This window comes from Herbiconiux sp. 11R-BC (assembly GCF_049472555.1).
Taxonomy (GTDB): Bacteria; Actinomycetota; Actinomycetes; order Actinomycetales; family Microbacteriaceae; genus Herbiconiux.
In genome coordinates this window covers 788,552-807,921 of sequence record NZ_JBCEBO010000001.1, presented here as the reverse complement: position 1 = coordinate 807,921, position 19,370 = coordinate 788,552, and the positions used below count along the sequence as shown (strand labels likewise).

The following is a 19,370-nucleotide window of genomic DNA, read 5'->3' as shown; positions in this document are numbered from 1 at the left end:
CGCAGCCCGCCGACCCGCCGCCGGCTCCCGTGCTGCCGCTCCCTCCCGCGGATCCGCCGGCGCAACGCACTCCGAGGCTCTCGACATATCCGCCCAGAGCTCCGGGACCCCCGATCGTGCTGCAATCGATCTCCATGGCCGACGCCTGTTCGACCGCGAGAGGAGCCACGGCGAGAAAGGCGGCCACGAGGCTACCCGCGAGAAGGAGGGTCACAAGGCGCAGCATCTTCGACGAAGGTGATGAAAACTCACGAAATGTCATGGGCTGAACCCTATTGGCCGGGCTCGCCATAAATCAAGCGTCGGGCGCTAGGCGTCCTTCTCGGGTAGGGGCGTGGGGTTCGCCACGGTCGGGTACGCCCCGGTGAACCCCGAGCGCGCCGCCGCGATGGCCGTGATGCGGTCGCGGTAGACGTACCAGCCCACGATCAGCAACGGGATGATGATCACGAGCGAGGCGATCGTGAAGGTGCCCGCCGGGTAGTCGAACGCCATCAGTACGAGCACCGACACGAGGAAGGCCAGCGTGAGGTACGAGGTGAACGGTGCCGCGAACAGCCGGAACTTCGGCCGCACGTAGAGCCCCTGATCGGCGAGCTTCTTGAACTTCATCTGGCACAGGATGATGGTGCCCCAGCTCGAGATGATGCCGAGCGCCGAGACGTTCAGCACGATCTCGAAGGCCTGGGCCGGCACCACGAAGTTGAGTCCCACACCCAGCAGCGCCACCGCCGAGGTGAGCAGGATGCCGCCGAACGGCACCCCGCGCTTGTTGATCTTGCCGGTGAACCGAGGTGCCGCTCCGGCCGCCGAAAGGGAGTGCAGGATGCGCCCGGTCGAGTACAGCCCTGCGTTCAGGCTCGAGAGGGCCGCCGTGAGCACCACGAAGTTCATGGCCGAGCCGGCGATCGCCGCCACGGTCGGGTTGCCGATGTGGGAGAAGAAGGTCACGAAGGGACTCTCGGTGGCGGAGTACACCGACGAGGGCAGCAGGAGCGCGAGCAGCAGCACCGAGCCGCAGTAGAACACCGCGATGCGCAGCACCACACTGTTGATGGCGCGCGGCATGATCTTCTCCGGGTTCTCGGTCTCGCCGGCGGCCGTGCCGACCAGCTCGACGCCCGCGTAGGCGAACACCACGCCCTGGATCATCACCACGGCCACCACGAGCGTGTTGATGCCGTTCGGGAACAGGCCCCCCTCGGCGACGATCATCGGGATGCCGGTGATCCCCGCATCCGTCGGAAAGGCGAAGGCGAGGAAGACCACGCCGATGAGGAGGAAGGCCACGAGGGCCACCACCTTGATCAGCGCGAACCAGAACTCCATCTCGCCGAACACCTTCACCGAGATCATGTTGGCACTGAGCACCACCGCGAGCGCGATGAGGGCGAGCAGCCACTGCGGCACCGAGGTGAACAGGCTCCAGTACTGCACGTAGACGGCCACGGCGGTCGAGTCGACGATGGCGGTCATCGCCCAGTTGAGGAAGTAGAGCCAACCCGAGACGTAGGCGGCTTTCTCGCCGTAGAACTCGCGGGCGTAGGAGACGAAGGAGCCGGATGACGGCCGGTGCAGCACGAGCTCGCCGAGCGCCCGCAGGATGAGGAACGCGAAGAAACCGCAGACCGCGTAGTCGAACACGAGCAGCGGCCCGGCCTCGTGCAGACGGCCGCCCGCACCGAGGAAGAGCCCGGTGCCGATGGCGCCGCCGATGGCGATCATCTGCAGTTGCCGGGGCTTGAGCGACTTGTGGTAGCCCGACTGCTCGTCGGAGAAGTCCTGGACTGATTCTGCGCGGTCTCCCACGAGCTCCCTCTGCGTCTCGATCCCCTCGGCCACGTCCTTGCGAGCGTCGTCGGTCACTCGTGTCCCCCCTCTGCCCGATGCGTTCTCAAGGACGTTACTCCAGCGCGTGTTTCGTGGGGATCAATCCTGGCAGCTCGCCTGGAAACTGACCGATCGTGCAGTCGCTGACCGATCGGTCAGATTAGAGTCTGTGCGTGCCTTCCTCTCCCCCCGCCCCGCGCGTGCAGACCGATGCGAGTGCGGAACTGCGGGCGATCGCCCTGCGGATGTTCGCGGAGCACGGTTACACCGCCACCTCGCTGCAGCAGATCGCCGACGCCGCGGGCTACTCGAAGTCGAGCGTGCTGTACCACTTCCGCTCGAAGGAGGCGCTGCTCGAAGAGGCGCTCGCCCCGGCTGTCCAGACCTTGGGGGTCCTCCTCGACTCCACCGTGGCGCGCGCCTCCTCCGACGAGCTGCGCTCCGCCTTCGTGGTGGAGTTCGTCGACCTGCTGCTCGAGCACCGCCTCGCCGCGCACATCATCATCAACCAGGGCCAGACGCTCTCCGACATCCCGATGATGGACGAGGCCCGCCGCTACATCGACTGCATCGGCGAGTCCTTCATGTCGGAGCTGCCCACCACGAAACAGCGCGTCCGGCTCGGAATCGCGCTCGCGGGCGCCGCCTACGTGCTGGTGGCCTCGCGGCCGAGCGCCGCCGACATCGAATCCATCGACGAGGTCAGGGAAGCCCTCGTCGACGTCGTCTCCGAACTCATCGCCGGACTGAACCGCTGAACCGCTGAACCGCTGATCCCCCCTCACCCCAGCTCGCCCTACCCGAGGAGCCTCCCGTGGCCACACTGCTCTACCGAATCGGCCGATTCGCCTTCCGCAAGGCCTGGTACGTCGTCGCGGCCTGGGTGCTCGTGCTCGCCGCTCTGCTCGGCGGCGGCCTCGCGCTGGGCGGCCAGACCCAGGAGAGCTTCACGATCCCGGGCACCGAGTCGCAACAGACCATCGACAAGCTGACCAACCTGTTCCCCTCGGCAGCCGGCGCCGCCGCCACGATCGTGGTGCAGGCGCCCGACGGCCAGAACGTGAACGACGACCCGGCCAAGTCGCAGATCAGCGCGGTGGCCGACGACCTCGGAAAGATCGACGGCGTAGCCGCCGTCGTCTCGCCCTACTCGCAGTACGCCACCAACGCCATCTCGAAGGATGGCACCACCGCCCTCGTGAAGGTGCAGTTCGACGGGCCGGCCACCTCGGTGACGGATGCGACGCTCGAGCAGCTGCAGGCATCCGCTGACTCCCTGAAGGCCGACGGCATGGCCGTCTCCTACGGCGGAGAGGTGTTCACCAGCCAGACCTTCGGGCTCACCATCACTGAGGGCGTCGGCGTGCTCTTCGCCGGGGTGGTGCTCTTCATCACCTTCGGCTCCCTGCTAGCCGCCGGTCTGCCGCTGCTCACCGCGCTGATCGGCGTGGGGGTCTCCTTCGCGGGCATCACCACGGTCGCGGCCTTCACCACCGTGTCGAGCACCGCCCCGATGCTCGCCATCATGATCGGGCTCGCGGTGGGCATCGACTACGCCCTCTTCATTCTCTCGAGGCACCGCTCGCAGCTCGCCCAGGGAATGGATGCGGAGGAGTCGGCCGCCCAATCGGTCGCCACTGCGGGCGCCGCCGTGGTGTTCGCAGGCCTCACCGTCATCATCGCGCTGCTCGGGCTGCTCGTGGTGGGCATCCCGTTCCTCTCGGTGATGGGCGTCGCGGCCGCCTTCGCGGTCTTCGCGGCGGTGAGCATCGCCATCACCCTGCTGCCGGCCATCATGGGCATCGCGAAGGGGCGGCTCGCGCCGAAGCCGGGCTCGCGCGCGGCCCGGCGGGCCATCGCGGCGGCCTCGCACGACGACGCGGATGCGGTGGTGGAGGGCAAGCCGGTCAAGCCCTCGCTCGGAGGGCGCTGGGTGCGCATCGTGATGAAGGCGCCGATCGTGTTCATCGTGCTCGTGATCGGCCTGCTCGGCGCGGCCTCCATCCCGGCGTTCGGCCTCGACCTCAACCTGCCGACGGCCGCCTCGCAGGCGCCCGGCACCTCGGCCCGCATCGCTTACGACACCATCGCCGACAAGTTCGGGCCCGGGTACAACGGCACGATCGTGGTGGTGGCCGACATCACGCAGACCACCGACATCCAGAACGTGCTGACCGGCATCCGCAGCGATCTCGAAGCCGTCGACGGCGTGGCCACCGTGGGTCCGGGCCTGCCCGACACCACCCTCGACACCGCCATCTTCCAGGTGGTGCCCACCACCGCGCCCGACGCCCCCGAGACGAAGGCGCTCGTCGAGCGGCTGCGCGAGATGAAGGGCGAGGTCCAGGCGCAGTACGGCACGCCGTTCACCGTGAGCGGGCAGACCGCCGTGGCCATCGACGTCTCGAACCAGCTCTCGAACGCGCTGATCCCGTTCGGCGTGCTCGTGATCGGGCTGTCCATCCTGCTGCTCGCGATGGTGTTCCGCTCCATCGCGGTGCCCGTCAAGGCGGCGCTCGGCTTCGCGCTCTCGGTCGGCGCCTCGTTCGGCGTGACCGTGGCCGTGTTCCAGAACGGGGTGTTCGCCGAGCAGCTCGGCGTGCACTCGGTGGGGCCGATCATCAGCTTCCTGCCGATCCTGTTGATGGCGATCCTGTTCGGTCTCGCGATGGACTACGAGGTGTTCCTCGTCTCGGGCATGCGCGAGGAGTACGTGAAGACGGGCGACGCCCGCCGCTCCGTGCGTGTGGGCTTCCAGCACGGCGCCCGGGTGGTCACCGCGGCCGCGCTCATCATGTTCTTCGTGTTCTTCGCCTTCGTGCCCGAGGGGGAGGGCGCCATCAAGGCCATCGCGCTGGCGCTCGCCGTCGGCGTGTTCGTCGACGCCTTCCTCGTGCGCATGACGCTCGTGCCGGCCATCATGACGCTGCTCGGCCGGCACGCCTGGTACCTGCCGAAGTGGCTCGCGCGCATCCTGCCGAACGTCGACGTGGAGGGCGAGAGCCTGCGAGGCCACATCGAGGAGCGCGAGTGGGCGGCGCTGCACCCGGGCGACGCCGTCACCGCCGAGGACCTCGTGGTGGAGGGCGCCGGCGAACCGGTGTCGTTCTCGGTCGCCGCCGGCTCGACCGCTGTCATCACGGGAGACACCGCCGCCCGCCGCCTCGTGGGCGCTGCGATCGCCGGCCGCATCGAGCTGTCGTCGGGCCATCTCCAGGTGCTCGGCCACAGCCTGCCCTCCGAGTCGGGCCGGGTGGCCAAGCGCGTGACCCTCGTCGATCTCGACTCGCGCCGGCTCGACGGCACCACCGCGGTGGGGGAGGCCCTGCTCGAGCGCCTGCGTCTCTCGGCGCCCCCGTTCCGGCGGGTTCCGCGGGACGCGGTCGACACGCTCGTGGCGCGCGTCAACGCGGCGCTCACCGGCGCCGGGGAACCGGCCATCGACATCCACCGCACCATCGGCGAGCTGTCGCCCCTGGCGCAGGCGCTGCTCGCGGTGGCGCTCGGCGTGGCCGACGGGTCGTCGATGCTGGTGATCGACGCGGGTGAGGGCGACTTCGCCCGGCCGGCCACGCCGGAGTTCGCGGCCGCGGTCGTCAGCATCCCGGATGCGGGCTCCACCGTGGTGCTCGGGGTCGAGGCCGAACCCGCCAGTCACGCCGCGACCCTCGGCGGAAGGCCGCTCACCCGCATCGCGCTCCACCGTTCCGATTCCGCCGGTGCGCCCGGCTCCACCGAACTCTCCGTCCCGAAGGGAGGCCTCCGATGAGCTCGACCTCCACGCCGACGCCGCGGGCGCGCCGCAGAACCAAGATCGCCCTCGTCGTGCTCGCCGCGCTCGGGGTGGCGCTCACGCCGCTCGCCGTCAACGCCATCTTCACGGGGGCGCTGTCGAACGTCGACACGAATCTCCAGCAGGTTCCGGCAGCCGTCGTGAACAACGACCAGATGACCACCAGCACGGCCGCCGACGGCACGAAGACCACCAACTTCGCCGGCCGCGGACTCGTCACGCAGCTCACCGGGCCGGGCTCGAACGGCTTCGCCTGGACGGCCACGAACTCCGACGACGCCGCAGCAGGCCTCGCCGACGGCCGCTACTACGCCGTGCTCACCATCCCCTCCGACTTCTCGGCGAGCCTCGACACCCTCGCCAGCACCACCCCGACCCAGGGGCTGCTCGACATCAAGACCGACGCGTCGCACGGCTACCTCTCGGGACTCGTCGCGAGCACCGTGGCCTCCTCGGTGCAGGCCGGTTTCGGTCAGCAGGTCACCGCACAGGTCGTCAACGGCATCTACACGAGCTTCGGCGGCGTCGGCAAGAGCCTCTCGGATGCCTCGGGCGGGGCCACGCAGCTCGCCACCGGCGCCGACGGCCTCGCCTCGGGCGCCTCGCAGCTCGCCTCGGGGCTCGACCAGCTCGGTTCGGGAGCGGCCACGGCGGCCTCGGGCGCCTCGAAGCTCTCCGACGGGGTGGCGGCGTACACGAACGGCGTCACCGGGCTCGCAGGCGGGCTCGATCAGTTGCGCACGGGGACGAGCGGGCTCGGCGGGCTGAACGAGCTCTACAGCAACTACTCGGGCAACGTCAGCGCAGCGAATGCCAGCCTCAATACGGCGCTCGCGCAACTGGCCACCGACCCTGCTGCCGCCCAGCAGTCTCTGGCCGCCGCCGCGAAGAGCCTTGGCACTGCGCAGTACATCGCCGACAACTTCCCACTCGGATCGAGCATCGCCGGCCTCGGCCAGCTCGAGTCGGGCATCGCCGATGCCGCCAACGGGGCCGATCAGCTCGCCGCGAACGGGCCGGACCTCGCCTCCGGGGCCTCCGGCCTCGCCTCGGGCGTCAGCCAGCTCGCCACGGGCGTGCAGCAGACCGTTCCGGGCGCGCAGCAGCTCGCCACGGGCGCCACGCAGCTCGGCGTCGGGGCGCGCACGCTCGCCTCGGGACTGCAGTCGGGCGCCGACCAGCTGCAGGCGAACTCCGGGGGAGACACCTCCGCCGCCGCGAAGGTGGTGGCGCAGCCCGTGAAGGTCGACGTCACCACGGTGAACGCGGTGTCGGGTGTGGGGCAGATCGTGACCACCGTGCTCCTGCCGGTGGCGCTCTGGCTCGGGGCGCTCGCGGTCTTCCTCTGGCTGCGCCCGTTCTCCCGCGCGGTGCTCGCGAGCTCGGCCACCACCGGCCGGCTCACGCTCCGCACCTTCGGGCGGGCGGCGGCCGTCGTGGGCGTGCAGGTGGTGCTGCTCGTGGCCTTCCTGCACCTGGTGCTCGGGGTGGCCTGGAGCTCGCTGCCGGCGACCCTCGGGTTCTCGTTGCTCGTGGCGTTCGCGTTCACCGCGTTCCATCAGCTCCTCGCCACGGCCTTCGGGCGGGTGGGCGCCGTCGTCTCGCTCGTGCTGCTCGCGCTGCAGCTCGCCGCGACGGGTGGGCTCTACCCGGTGGAGATCCTCTCGGGGCCGTTCCAGTTCATCAACTCGATCAGCCCGATGGCGTATGCCGTCACGGGAATACAGAACATCCTCACCGGCGGCGCGGCGGGCCCCGTGTGGACCGCGGCGGTCTTCCTCGCCGTCATGCTGCTCGTGAGCATCCTGCTCGCCGGAGTCGCCCTGGCGCGGCGACGGCGGCCGGTCGAGATCGGCTGGGCCCTGCCCCGCAAGGCCGGCACGCGCATCCGGCCGGCCCTCGCGCTCCCGCGGGCGGGCTCCGGCGCGGGCCCCGCGGCTCTCCCGTCCACCGGGCCCGGCTCGAGCCCCTCCCCGGCCTAGCTTCTCCAGCGGGGTCGCGCGAAGTGCTCTCGGGGAAGCCCGTGAGAGGTCTTCGCGCGACCTCGGGGGCCGGATGCTCGTGGTGCGGCGGTCAGGCGCGAGCCGCGGCGGCCAGGCCGAGGCGGGCGTAGGCCGCCGTGAGGAGCGGCACCGGCACGTCGAGGGCGCCCGCCCGGGCCACGAGGTCGCCCACGATCGCCTCGTGCTCGAGCCGGCGCCCCTGCACGAGGTCGCGGTAGAGCGAGGTCGTGAACGCGGAGCCGGGTTCCGTCAGCGTGGCCCGCAGGTTCTCGAGCGCCTTCGCCTGGGGCGGGAACCCGGCGGCGGTCGACACGGCCGCGCACTCGGCGATGACCGCGAGAGCGGTGTCGACGCCGCCGGGCGCCGCCACGATCTCACCCACCGGGCCGCCCACCAGCGTGGTCAGCACCCCGCCCGAGGCCAGGAACACCCACTTCGCCCAGAGGTCGGCGCGGATGTGCTCCGAGAGCCGGGCGCGCACACCGGGCGAGCCGGTCTGCAGGCCCGCGTCGAGCATCCGGATGCGCTCGGTCACCGAGCCGTCGAGCTCGCCGTAGCTGAGACTCGAGCCCGGCGCGAGCAGCCGCACGGTTCCGTCGTCGTCGAGCTGCGCGGCCACGACGCAGAGGCCGCCCACCACCCGGGAGTCGCCGAAGCGTCCGGCGAGCAGCTCGAGGTGGCGCAGGCCGTTGAGCAGCGGCACGATCGTGGTCGCCGGGCCCACGAAGCCCTCCAGATCGCGCATCGCCGCCTCGAGCGCGCAGCCCTTGACGGCGAGCAGCACGACGTCGAAATCGCTGTCGCTGTCGCTGTCGCCGTCGCTGTCGCCGGCGCCGGTCGCCCCGCCGAAACCTCCCTCGCCCGCCACGACCGTGCGCACCCCGGCGAACGTCTCGACCCCGTCACGAGTCGCCACCCGCAGCCCGTCGCGGGCCAGCGCATCCGCTCGCCCGGGGCGCACCAGAAAAGTCACGTCGCGCCCGGCCGCCAGCAGCCTCGAGCCGAACCAGCCGCCCACCGCACCGGCGCCCACCACGAGGATGCGCGCTGACCTGCCATCGTCCATGACACAACGCTACGCGTAGGATCGGTGGTTCACCCCGCACAACGAATCCGAAGACGGTCGCCGTCTGCGGTGGACGTCGGCGCACCGGGAACCAGGACCTTCCTCATGAACCGCACGACCCGCGCCGGCTTCCCCTGGATGCTCGTGGTGGGCGTGGTGTTCATCGGCTTCATCCTGCGCGGGCCGATCGTGGCCGTGGCGCCGATCACCGGGACCATCAGCGCCGACCTCTCGATGACGGCGGCCCAGGCCGGACTCCTCACGAGCCTGCCGGTGCTCTGCTTCGCGCTCATCACCCCGTTCGCCTCGCTGTTCGTGGGCCGGGCGGGCGCGAACTTCGCCACCACGATCGCCATCATCGGCGTAGGTATCGGCTCGATCGTGCGCTCGGCCGGCGGGGTCGAGGCCACCTTCGCGGGAACCATCATCATGGGGGCGTTCATCACCATCGGCAACGTGGTGATCCCGGTGATCATCCGGCGCGACGTGCCCGGCGCGCGGGTGGGCATCGTCACGGGCGCCTACACCTCGGCCATGAACGTGAGCTCGATGATCACCTCCCTCGCCACGGTGCCGCTCGCCGTGGTGTTCGGCTGGCGCGGCGCACTGCTCGCGTGGCTCGGCTTCGTGGTGCTCGCGGCGGTGGCGTGGCTCGTGGCGGTGGGTCCGCGTCGCGCGTTCGCCTGGGGGCCGGTGAAGCCCGCATTCGAGACCGGCGCCGTCGACACCGTGGCGATCGACACCCGGGGCATCCCGCTGGCCGCCCCCGAGCCGCGCACCTGGCGCAACCTCTCGGCGGTGCTGCTCTCGCTCGCCTTCGCCGGCCAGGCGTTCTCGTACTACGGGCTCACGGCCTGGTTCCCGACCATCCTCGAGCAGGAGGTCGGCTACACGGCGGCCGCCGCCGGCACGAGCTCGTCGATCTTCCAGATCGCCGCCGTGGTGGGCGCCCTCGGGGTGCCGCTGCTGTCGCAGCGCATCGGTATCCCGGTGGCCTTCGGCATCGTCTCGGCCCTCTGGATCAGCTTCCCGCTCGGCATGATGCTGGCGCCGGATGCCTGGCTCGCCTGGGGATTCCTCGGCGGCGTCGCGCAGGGCGGCGGCATCACCGTCGTGTTCATGCTCATCGTGCAGCTCGCGCTCACCGGCACCCACGCGCGCCGGCTCTCGGCCATGATCCAGGGCGTGGGCTACGCCCTCGGCGCCACCGCCCCCACCCTCATCGGCGCCGTGCACGACGCCACCGGCGCCTGGACGCTCCCCATCGGCGTGGTGCTCGTCTCCACCCTCGTCTTCACCGCGGCCGGCCTCACGGGCGCCCTCCGCGCTGTGCTGGTTGCCCGATAGAGCGTGCTTCGCGCGCCCTATCGGGTCCGCGCCGGTCCCAGCCCGGCGCGGGCGAGATGTTCCCGTGCGGTCGCTCCGCGGCCGCGCGCTCACCTTGGGTCGTCGAGTACGGCCCGCGGCTTTCATTTCCGCGGGCAGAATAGGCTGAGGCCATGGATTTCAGGATCTTCACCGAACCGCAGCAGGGCGCGAGCTACGACGAACTCCTCGCGGTGGCGCAGGCCTCCGAGAAGCTCGGGTTCGACGGCTTCTTCCGTTCCGACCACTACCTGCGCATGGGCGACGGCGACCCGGGCGCCGGGCCCACGGATGCCTGGACGACGCTGGCCGGCCTCGCCCGAGAGACCGAGCGCATCCGCCTCGGCACCCTGGTGTCGAGCGTGACCTACCGCTACCCGGGCATCCTCGCCATCCAGGTGGCGCAGGTCGACCAGATGTCGGGCGGCCGGGTCGAGCTCGGGCTCGGCACCGGCTGGTTCGAGGAGGAGCACAAGGCCTACGGCATCCCATTCCCCCCGAAGCGCTTCGACCTGCTCGAGGAGCAGCTCGAGATCGTCACCGGCCTCTGGGCCACCGAGCCCGGCGAGACCTACTCCTACTCGGGCAAGAACTACTCGCTCGAGAACGCGCCCGCCCTGCCGAAGCCGGTGCAGTCGCCCCTGCCCGTGATCGTGGGCGGCAAGGGCGCCAAGCGCACCCCGCTGCTGGCGGCCCGCTTCGCGAGCGAGTTCAACATCCCGTTCCCCGACCCGGGAACCGTGCCGGGGCTCGTGGAGAACGTTCGCCGAGCCTGCGTCGAGCTGGGGCGCGACCCCGACGCCATGGTCTACTCGGCGGCGCTGGTCGCGGTGGCCGGTGCCGACGAGGCCGAGTTCGCGCGCCGGGCGGCCGCGATCGGGCGCGAGCCCGCCGAGCTGAGGGCCAACGGCCTCGCGGGCACGGCCTCCGAGATCGTCGACAAGCTCGGCGCCCTGCGCGAGCAGGGGATCGAGCGGGTCTACCTGCAGATCCTCGACCTGGGCGACCTCGATCACCTCGACTTCCTGGCCCGCGAAGTCGTGCCGCAGCTGGCCGAGTGAGCGCACGCCATGGGGCGTAGCGTGGGGTCATGACTGTGATCTCGCTGCTCGACCTGCACCTCAAAGCCGACGCCCTCGAGGGCGCCCCGGCGCTCATCGCCTCGGTTCTCTCGGCAACCCGTGCCTTCGAGGGCAACCTCGGCGTCGACGTGATCGTCGACGTCGAAGACCCGGCTCACTACGTGGCCGTCGAGAAGTGGGAGTCGATCGAGGCCGACGACGCCTATCGCGCCTGGCGGGCCACGCCCGAGGGTGCGTCGGCGCTCGGTGAGATCCTGGCCGCGGCGCCCACGCTCACGCGCAGCACGGTCATCGACGCCTGACCGGATGTCGGTGCTCCGGCCACCCACCGGCGGATCGGGCGTGTGCCGGCGAGCGGGTGTAGTGCCGGCGGATCGGGCGCGGGCGCGTTAGCGGTGCCGGTGTCGGCGTGCGGCGGTGGACGCCGATTCAGTCGTCGAACCAGGCCGTCGCGAGGCGGTGGAGCCGAAGGGCGTCGCTGAGCCGCACCCTCCCGGCCGAGGTGCGCAGGTCGAAACCCAGCGCCTCGCTCAGCTCGGCCGTGCGCGCCTGAAGGGTCGAGTGGTGCACGCCGAGCAGCGCCGCGGCAGAACGCACGCTCTCGCTGTGCACGAGGGCGTCGAAGGCGTCGAGCGCCTTCGGGTCGCGTCCGATCGCGCGTCCGATCGCCGCGACGTCCGGATGCGCCGGCCGGCCCGGCTCCGCCGCCTCCGACATGCGGGCGGCCAGCAGCACCACCCCGAGCTCGTCGGCGCGCACGACGGGTTCGAGGGGGCCGGTCATCTTCAGGGCGATCAGGGCGGTCTGCCACGACTCGTCGAGGCCGACGGCCGTGGCGGCCACGCCGATGCCGGCGACTTCCGCAGCGCTCGCGCGGGCCGCCGAGGAGCGCACGCCGCTCGCCGCGGTGCGCGACGCGGGGGCCGCCCCGGCTGCGGTGCCGCTCGCAGTCGTGCGGTCCACGGTGGCCGTGCCACTTGACGCCAGGCGCTCCCCGGCGGCGGTGCCGCTTGCCGCGGTGCGCGACCCGGAGCCTGTCCCGGTGGCGCTGCCACTTGACGCCTGGCGCTCCCCGGCGGCGGTGCCGCTTGCCGCGGTGCGCGACCCGGAGCCTGTCCCGGTGGCGCTGCCACTTGACGCCAGGCGCTCCCCGGCGGCGGTGCCACTCGCCGCCGTGCGCGACGCGGAGCTCGCCCCAGCTGCGGTGCCGCTAGACGCCGGGCCGCTCGACGCAATGCCGTCGCCGTCGCGGTGAAGGGTGGCCCGCACGCGTCCGGCGGCCGTGACGATCACGGCGCTCCGCGGCTCGGGCCGGGAGTGCCCTGCCGGCCGCGCCACGATGCGCAACAGGCTGCGCTCGTCGAGCTGCAGACGGCGGGCGGCCGCCGCGCGGGACTCCACAGGCTCCGCGCCGTCGAGCAGCACCTCGAGCGCCCGCCGCTCCCCGGCCGCGGGGTCGCTGCGCTCGAGTGAGAGGCCGACGGCGATCGCCAGGCGCTCCAGCACCATCGCGTCGTTGGCGTGAGCCGCACCCTCGCGCTCGATCCACACGAAGCCGTCGCCGTAGCCGGAGGGACGCCGCGGCCATTCGACGGTGACGCCACCGGACGCTTCCGCCCCTTCCGTGTCGGCGGCCCCGGCGGCGGGCTCCTCGCCGTCGGGCCGCTCCGCCCAGACCGGGCGGGGCGAGCCCACATCCGTCGCCCTCAGCCCGCGTTCGTCCACGCGCATCCGCTTGCCGCCGGCCGCGAGACCGGCCGCGCATCCGGTGAGCACGGCGGCTCCGCGCAGCAGCACGTCGAGCGCCGCGTGCCCCTCGACGAGGGCGTCGAAATAGGCGATCACCTTCAGGTTCTCGCTCGCCTCGGGGTCGAGTGCCGTGAGGCGGCCCACCAGCTCCTGCATCGCCCACCGTTCGCCGTCGAATCGTTGCGCCCCACCTTAGGGCTTCGCCGGGATGGCGCGCCCGGATTCCCGGGAACCAAGGGGGGACCACCCGGTTCCGGAGCATCCGGGCGCGAGCCGGTCAGACCCCGAGAACCCGCGCGACCCAGGCGGTGCGCGTGGCGCGGGCGATCACCGAGAGCGTGGCCTGGGGCGCCATCAGGTCGGAGCCGTGGAAGGCGCCCGGCCAGACGTGGAGCTCGGCCTGGCCGCCTGAGGCCCAGATGGCGCTCGCGTAGGCCACATCCTCGTCGCGGAACACCTCCGCCGATCCGACGTCGATGAACGCGGGCGGGAGGCCCGAGAGGTCGGTGGCGCGCGAGGGCGCGGCGTAGATGGAGACCTCGTCGCCGTGGCGGCGCTCGCCGAGGAGGGCGTCCCACCCGGTGTCGTTGCTGCCGCGGTCCCAGACTCCGATGCCGACGTATTGGCGACTCGAGACGGTGGTGTTGCGGTCGTCGATCATGGGATACATCAGGCACTGCCCGACCAGCGCGGGACCACGGCGGTCGCGGGCGAGCAGGGCCGTTCCGGCCGCGAGGCCGCCGCCCGCGCTGCCGCCGGCGATGAGCAGGCGTGCGGGGTCGATGCCGAGTTCCTCGGCGTGCTCGGCGGTCCAGACGAGGGCGGCGTAGCAGTCCTCCACCGGGGCCGGGTCGGGGTTCTCGGGAGCGAGCCGGTACTCGACCGACACGGCCACGGCATCCATGCTCTCGACCCATTCGAGGAAGACGTCGGCGCCGGTGAAGCGGTCGCCGATGATCATCCCGCCGCCGTGGGTGTGGAAGATCCCCGGGCCGCCGGTGCTGTGGTCGGTGCGCCGGAAGATCGACACCGTGAGTTCGGGTGCGCCCACGGGGCCGGGGATGACGCGTTCGACGTGCTCGATCGGCCGGCCGGCCAGCAGCTCGTCGATCGGCGCGGTGATGCTGGCCGCGCGCATCGGAGCGATCATCTCCGGCGAGATGGTCGCGGGCAGTTGGTCGCCGATGACGGCGAGCACGGCCTGCAGCTCCACGTCGTAGGGAGGGCGGGAGTCGATGATGGTCATTAACTTCTCCAGTCGTCGGGCCACTCCGTCGTGGCCGTTGCATTCCATCGTGGGCCGTCGGGGCGCTGTTCCGCGACCGCCAGGTGCGCGGGATGAGGGCCGGGGGTTCCGCCGGTTGGCGGGATCCGCATCGACGGATGCCGCGGGTCGCGCGCATCCGTCGACAATCGGGTGCGCGTCGTGTAATGTTGGTCAGTCGGCTCTGGACACCGCGAGTTGCATCGCGGATGGGTTTGTAAGTCTGGTGGGCCGGTTTCCCAGTCAGTGCAATGGATGCGCTGGTCACTGGTGAATGTCGCGTACGACACGGCCCCCGCTACTCCCGGGGATCTAGTTAGCACTTCCAACGCATTCGGTGTTGAGGTGTGCGCATTTCGAGATAACCCGGAAAGAATCATGCCCAAATCCAACAAGTCCGGCGGCTTCAAGCCCGCCAAGAACTACGAGCCTCGCACCCCCGCCAAGGGCGGTCCGAAGGCCGGCAGCCGCAGCCCGGGTCACCGCGGCTACAAGGCCGTCGACGAAGGCGCTCCGCGCAAGCAGCGGTGGAATGCCGACGAGCGGGCTTCGCGCGGAGCCGCTCCCGCCAACCGTGGCGAGCGCCCCTCATACGGCGACCGCCCGGCACGCCCGGCCTACGAGGACCGTGGCGGCCGCGCGTCGTACAACGACCGCAGTGGCCGGGTCGAGCGCGATGGGCAGCGGACAGGCCGCCCCGAGCGTTCGGACGGCGCACGCGCCGGCGGCTATGACCGCTCCGAGCGCCCCGCCTACGGTGACCGTCCGGCCCGCGGCGGCTACGAGCGCCCGAACCGCGAGAACGGCTTCAACAAGTCGGGCACCGGCACCGGGCGCAGCGAGCGTCCGGCCTACGGCGACCGCGGCGACCGCCCCACGTACAACGACCGCGGCGACCGCCCGTCGTACCAGCGCTCCGAGCGCCCGGCCTACGGCGACCGCACCGAGCGTCCCGCTTATGGCGACCGCACCGAGGGTTCGGGTCCCGACCGCAACGGCCGCGCTCCGCAGCGCACCGACCGTCAGAAGTGGAACGACGCCCGCAACGAGGAGCGCCGTGCCGCGGCTGCCGCCGAGCGCGCCGACCGCCCCTCGACCGGCAAGCCGCCGCGCACCGACGAGCGCGGCTACAACCGCAGCGCCCGCCCGACGGCCGACTACCAGCCCGGGGAGCGCGCCGATCGCCCGAATCGCTCCTCCTACGACCGCAGCGACCGCGCTCCGCGCACCGGCGGCTACGAGCGCGCCGATCGCCCGAATCGCCCCTCCTACGACCGCAGCGACCGCGCTCCGCGCACCGGCGGCTACGAGCGCGCCGATCGCCCGTCCTACAAGTCTGATCGCCCGGCCTTCGGCGACCGCGCCGAGCGCAGCGAGCGTCCGTCGTACAAGTCCGATCGCCCCGCCCGCAGCTTCGACCGCACCGACCGTCCGGCGCGCTCGAACGACCGCGACGACCGTCCGGCGCGTTCCTCCGATCGCGACGCACGCACCGAGCGCCCCGCCTACGGCGACCGCCCGTCGTACGGCTCTGATCGCAGCGGCGGCCGCGCATCCGGTGGCTACGGCTCCGACCGCGCCGCCCGCACCGACCGCGGCAGCGACTTCTACCCGAACCGCGACTCCAAGCCCTCGTACGCCGGCCACGGCGACGACGACGTCGTGCTCGAGCGCCTCGAAGCGCAGGCCACGCTTGCCGAAGAGGTCGAGGGTGCGACCTTCGCGAGCCTCGGACTCGGCGGCAACATCGTGCGCGTGCTCGGTGAGCTCGGGGCGGCCAGCCCGTTCCCGATCCAGTCGGCCACCATCCCCGAGGTGTTGAAGGGCCGCGACGTGCTCGGCCGCGGCCGCACCGGCTCCGGCAAGACCATCGCCTTCGGCGCCCCCCTCGTGGAGCGCCTGATGGAGAACGGCGGCGGCGCGAACCGCAAGCCGGGTCGCAAGCCGCGCGCCCTCATCCTGGCCCCCACCCGCGAGCTGGCGCTGCAGATCGACCGCACCGTGCAGCCCATCGCGCGTGCCGTCGGCCTGTTCACCACGCAGATCTACGGCGGTGTGCCGCAGGGCCGCCAGGTGGGTGCGCTCCAGCGCGGTGTCGACATCATCGTCGGCACGCCGGGCCGCATCGAGGACCTGATCGAGCAGCGCCGCCTCGACCTCTCCGAGGTCACCATCACGGTGCTCGACGAGGCCGACCACATGTGCGACCTGGGCTTCCTCGAGCCGGTGCAGCGCATCCTGCGCCACACGAAGAACGGCGGCCAGAAACTGCTCTTCTCCGCCACCCTCGACAAGGGCGTGGCGAAGCTCGTCGACGAGTTCCTGGTGGACCCGAGCGTGCACGAGGTCGCCGGCGAAGACCAGGCCTCCTCCACGATCGACCACCGCGTGCTGATCGTCGAGAGCCGCGACAAGAGCGAGATCATCAAGCAGCTCGCCGACCGTGAGGGCAAGACGCTCATCTTCGCCCGCACCCGTGCCTACGCCGAGATGCTCGCCGAGCAGCTCGAGGACGCGGGCTTCCCGGCCACGAGCCTGCACGGCGACCTCAACCAGGCCCGCCGCACGCGCAACCTGGCGCAGCTGACCTCGGGCCGCGTGAGCGTGCTCGTGGCGACGGATGTGGCCGCGCGCGGCATCCACGTCGACGACATCGACCTGGTGATCCAGGCCGACGCGCCCGACGAGTACAAGACCTACCTGCACCGCGCCGGCCGCACCGGCCGCGCCGGCAAGCAGGGCACGGTCGTCACCCTCATCCCGCGCAGCCGCGGGCGCCGGATGCAGGAACTGCTCGGCCGCGCCGAGATCGACGCCGAGATGATCACCGTCGGCCCCGGCGACCGCCTCCTCGGCGAGATCTCGGCCGACCAGCCGGCCTAGGCCCGCTCGACACCCGACGCCGGCCGTCCTCCCCTCGGGGAAGGCGGCCGGCGTCTTTCGCGTCAGAGAAGCGGAACGGTGTACTTCTCGAGTTCGTGCAGCACCGCATCCGACAGGGTCGCGGTGCCTCCGAGCAGCACGATGCGAGTCGGCTTGAGCCGAGTCAGTTCGGCTTTCACCTGCTCGGGGATGCTCTCGCTCGTCACCAGGAGAACGGGCCCTCCGCGACGGATGGCCACGGCCGAGCCGGACAAGGCGTCGGGGAACACCGCACCCGACGCCACATAGACCGTTCGAGCGCCGGCGGAGAAGGTCTTGGCCGACACGCCTGCCGACACGGCGAAACGATCCGCGCCACCGACTCGGGACGTCGGTGCGATTTTCGACAAGGCCGCCACCACCGAGTCGTCGATGGTGTTGGTGCCTCCGAGCGCCACGATGGCTCCCGGGTGGAGCCGCGTCAGCTCGGCGGCCACGGGGGCGGGGATGCCGTCTTTCGTCACCAGCAGCACGGGGCCGTCGGAGTATCCCGCAGCGGCCGAGCCGGACAAGGCGTCGGGGAACACCGAGCCCGATGCGACGTAGGCGACGGGGGTGGTGGCGCCGGACTGCCCGAAGACGGCAGACGAGACCGAGGCGGACACCTCGAATCGATCCGCTCCCGCGATCCGTTCGACCGTGGGCGAATAGGCGGCGAGCGCCGTCTGGACCGTTGCGCTGATCGTGTTCGTGCCCCCGAGCACCACGATCTTCTTCGGCTTCAGCCGCGCGAGCTCCACGGCGACCGGGGCGGAGACGACGTCTTTGGACACGAGGAGCACCGGCGCGCCCTGGGCGCCCGCCGCCGCGGAACCCGACAAGGCGTCGGGGAACGTCTCGCCGCTGGCGACATAGGCCACCGGCACATCCGTGCCGAACGCGTCAGCCGACACCGCGGCCGACACGGCGAACCGATCGATTCCTCCGACACGCACCACCTCGGCGCTCCGCTTCGTGTTGCGCAGGAAGATCTGCTCGCTGCCCCCGACGCCGAGGCCCGGCACCAGGTTCTTCGCCGAGGAATCCCAGGCGACGAGCGTTCCGTCGCCCGAGAGCGCCAGCTCGGTGCTGCCGCCGCCGTCGGCGTCGTTGGCGCCGGTCGTCGGCCGGCTCACGAGCGAGGTGATTCCCGACGCGAGATTGAGCTTGTAGACCTGACTGGTCGACGCGTGGTCAGGGTGCCCGGGGACGAGGTCGGCATCGGAGACGAAGGCGATCGCCGCGCCGTTGGCCGAAATCGAGGGAAGCCCACTCGACATCAACGATCCGTCTTTCACATCGACGCTGGCCGGATGGTTCACTCCCTCCCTCACGTCGCGCCAATAGACGACCGGGTCGGATGTCGGCGGCAGACCTGTCAGGTCGGGCGCGTAGCTGGTGAACGCGATGATGTTGCCGTCGTGGGACATCGTGGGATACACGGACTTGTCCTGTCCGGCGGCCGTGCCGGAGGCGTTCATGCTCTCCAACGTGGTCGCGCCCTTCCGCATGTCGCGTCGGAACACTTGGAACTGCCCGTTGGTCGGCACTCCGGTCAGGGCTGCGGTGCTGACGAAAGCGACGACGCTGCCGTCCCTCGAAATCGCGGGGCCCGCCGCGTCGAGTGACGAAGGCTGCGACAGGGTATCGACACTGACCAGCGTGGTGGTGTGGTCGAGCAAGCTGCGCTCGTAGACCTGATACCGGCCGCTGCTCGCTCCCGCGACCAGGTTCGTCGCCGACGTCTCGAAGGCGAGGTGCTGGCCGTCTCCCGAGAGAGCAACGCTCTCGATGGCGGCATTCGCCGCAACCGGCACGGCGTCGTTGCTGACGCTCGCGATCGTCGTCGCCCTGGTCGCCCGTGTCCAGACGAAGACCTGCGCGACTCCGGCTGTCGCCGAACCGACGAGATTCGTCGCCTTCGAGATGTAGGCGACGACGCTGCCGTCGTCGGAGATCGAGGGACTCTCCGAGCGGGCGTTTCCGAGATTGCCCGCAGTCGCGCTGATCATCGTGGTGATCCCGGTCGCCACCTCGCGAACGAAGATCTGCTCGGATGCGCTGGTGGAGCCCTCCAGGTTCGTCGAGAACGACGCGAAAGTGACATAGCGTCCATCGGCAGAGATCGACGGCGACCACGATGGCCCGTCGCCGATCGCCCCCGCCGGTGAGATCGAGAGCATCTGCGTCTCGCCTTCCACCGGCACTGCGGCCTGCGCCGACAGGGGCGCCATCCCGGCGCCCATGACCAGCATTCCCCCGACGACTATCGCCACTGTGCTTCGAACACCGCGCATGATGACCTCTTCCAGAATCT

General features: G+C 71.3%; 12 protein-coding genes. 7 read left to right on the top strand and 5 right to left on the bottom strand.

From position 1 onward, the window contains the following. Window positions 1-309 precede the first annotated feature (309 nt). Window positions 310-1,809: an amino acid permease gene (locus VD659_RS03615; RefSeq protein WP_423260043.1), complete on the bottom strand. Its 1,500-nt coding sequence runs from the start codon at window positions 1,807-1,809 to the stop codon at window positions 310-312. A gap of 194 nt (window positions 1,810-2,003) precedes the next feature. On the opposite strand from VD659_RS03615, the gene VD659_RS03610 reads away from it, so the two are divergent. Genes VD659_RS03610 through VD659_RS03600 form a run of 3 tightly spaced genes read left to right on the top strand, consistent with a single transcriptional unit; the run spans window position 2,004 to window position 7,605 of the window. Continuing rightward, window positions 2,004-2,588, top strand: coding sequence for a TetR/AcrR family transcriptional regulator (locus VD659_RS03610; protein WP_423259759.1), 585 nt, complete (start codon window positions 2,004-2,006; stop codon window positions 2,586-2,588). Between the two features lie 56 nt (window positions 2,589-2,644). After that, entirely contained in the window at window positions 2,645-5,599 is a 2,955-nt protein-coding gene (locus tag VD659_RS03605) for an MMPL family transporter (protein WP_423259758.1), read from the top strand. Continuing rightward, window positions 5,596-7,605 (top strand): YhgE/Pip family protein, encoded by a 2,010-nt coding sequence (locus VD659_RS03600; protein WP_423259757.1) that lies wholly within the window; start codon window positions 5,596-5,598, stop codon window positions 7,603-7,605. Before VD659_RS03605 ends, VD659_RS03600 begins: the two co-directional genes overlap by 4 nt. A gap of 91 nt (window positions 7,606-7,696) precedes the next feature. Here the strand turns inward: VD659_RS03600 and VD659_RS03595 are convergent, their stop codons facing one another. Next, window positions 7,697-8,692, bottom strand: coding sequence for a ketopantoate reductase family protein (locus tag VD659_RS03595; protein WP_423259756.1), 996 nt, complete (start codon window positions 8,690-8,692; stop codon window positions 7,697-7,699). Between the two features lie 105 nt (window positions 8,693-8,797). On the opposite strand from VD659_RS03595, the gene VD659_RS03590 reads away from it, so the two are divergent. The 3 genes from VD659_RS03590 (at window position 8,798) to VD659_RS03580 (ending at window position 11,441) form a co-directional block, all read left to right on the top strand. Further along, window positions 8,798-10,039 (top strand): CynX/NimT family MFS transporter, encoded by a 1,242-nt coding sequence (locus VD659_RS03590; protein WP_423259755.1) that lies wholly within the window; start codon window positions 8,798-8,800, stop codon window positions 10,037-10,039. Between the two features lie 152 nt (window positions 10,040-10,191). Continuing rightward, on the top strand, window positions 10,192-11,118 hold the full coding sequence (locus VD659_RS03585) for an LLM class F420-dependent oxidoreductase (protein ID WP_423259754.1): 927 nt from the start codon (window positions 10,192-10,194) through the stop codon (window positions 11,116-11,118). 29 nt (window positions 11,119-11,147) lie between these two features. After that, on the top strand, window positions 11,148-11,441 hold the full coding sequence (locus tag VD659_RS03580; RefSeq protein WP_423259753.1) for a putative quinol monooxygenase: 294 nt from the start codon (window positions 11,148-11,150) through the stop codon (window positions 11,439-11,441). Window positions 11,442-11,568: 127 nt separating this feature from the next. On the opposite strand, the gene VD659_RS03575 is transcribed toward VD659_RS03580, so the two are convergent. Both VD659_RS03575 and VD659_RS03570 read right to left on the bottom strand, forming a co-directional pair. Further along, a complete protein-coding gene (locus VD659_RS03575) occupies window positions 11,569-13,044 on the bottom strand; it encodes a helix-turn-helix domain-containing protein (protein WP_423259752.1) in 1,476 nt (491 codons plus the stop codon). Between the two features lie 121 nt (window positions 13,045-13,165). After that, entirely contained in the window at window positions 13,166-14,134 is a 969-nt protein-coding gene (locus VD659_RS03570) for an alpha/beta hydrolase (RefSeq protein WP_423259751.1), read from the bottom strand. Window positions 14,135-14,530: 396 nt separating this feature from the next. Between VD659_RS03570 and VD659_RS03565 the strand changes: the two genes are divergently transcribed. Next, the gene (locus VD659_RS03565; RefSeq protein ID WP_423259750.1) at window positions 14,531-17,035 is read left to right on the top strand and encodes a DEAD/DEAH box helicase; all 2,505 of its coding nucleotides are present in this window, start codon (window positions 14,531-14,533) and stop codon (window positions 17,033-17,035) included. A 62-nt stretch (window positions 17,036-17,097) separates the two neighbouring features. Here the strand turns inward: VD659_RS03565 and VD659_RS03560 are convergent, their stop codons facing one another. Next, the gene (locus tag VD659_RS03560) at window positions 17,098-19,308 is read right to left on the bottom strand and encodes a cell wall-binding repeat-containing protein (protein ID WP_423259749.1); all 2,211 of its coding nucleotides are present in this window, start codon (window positions 19,306-19,308) and stop codon (window positions 17,098-17,100) included. Window positions 19,309-19,370: the final 62 nt, after the last annotated feature.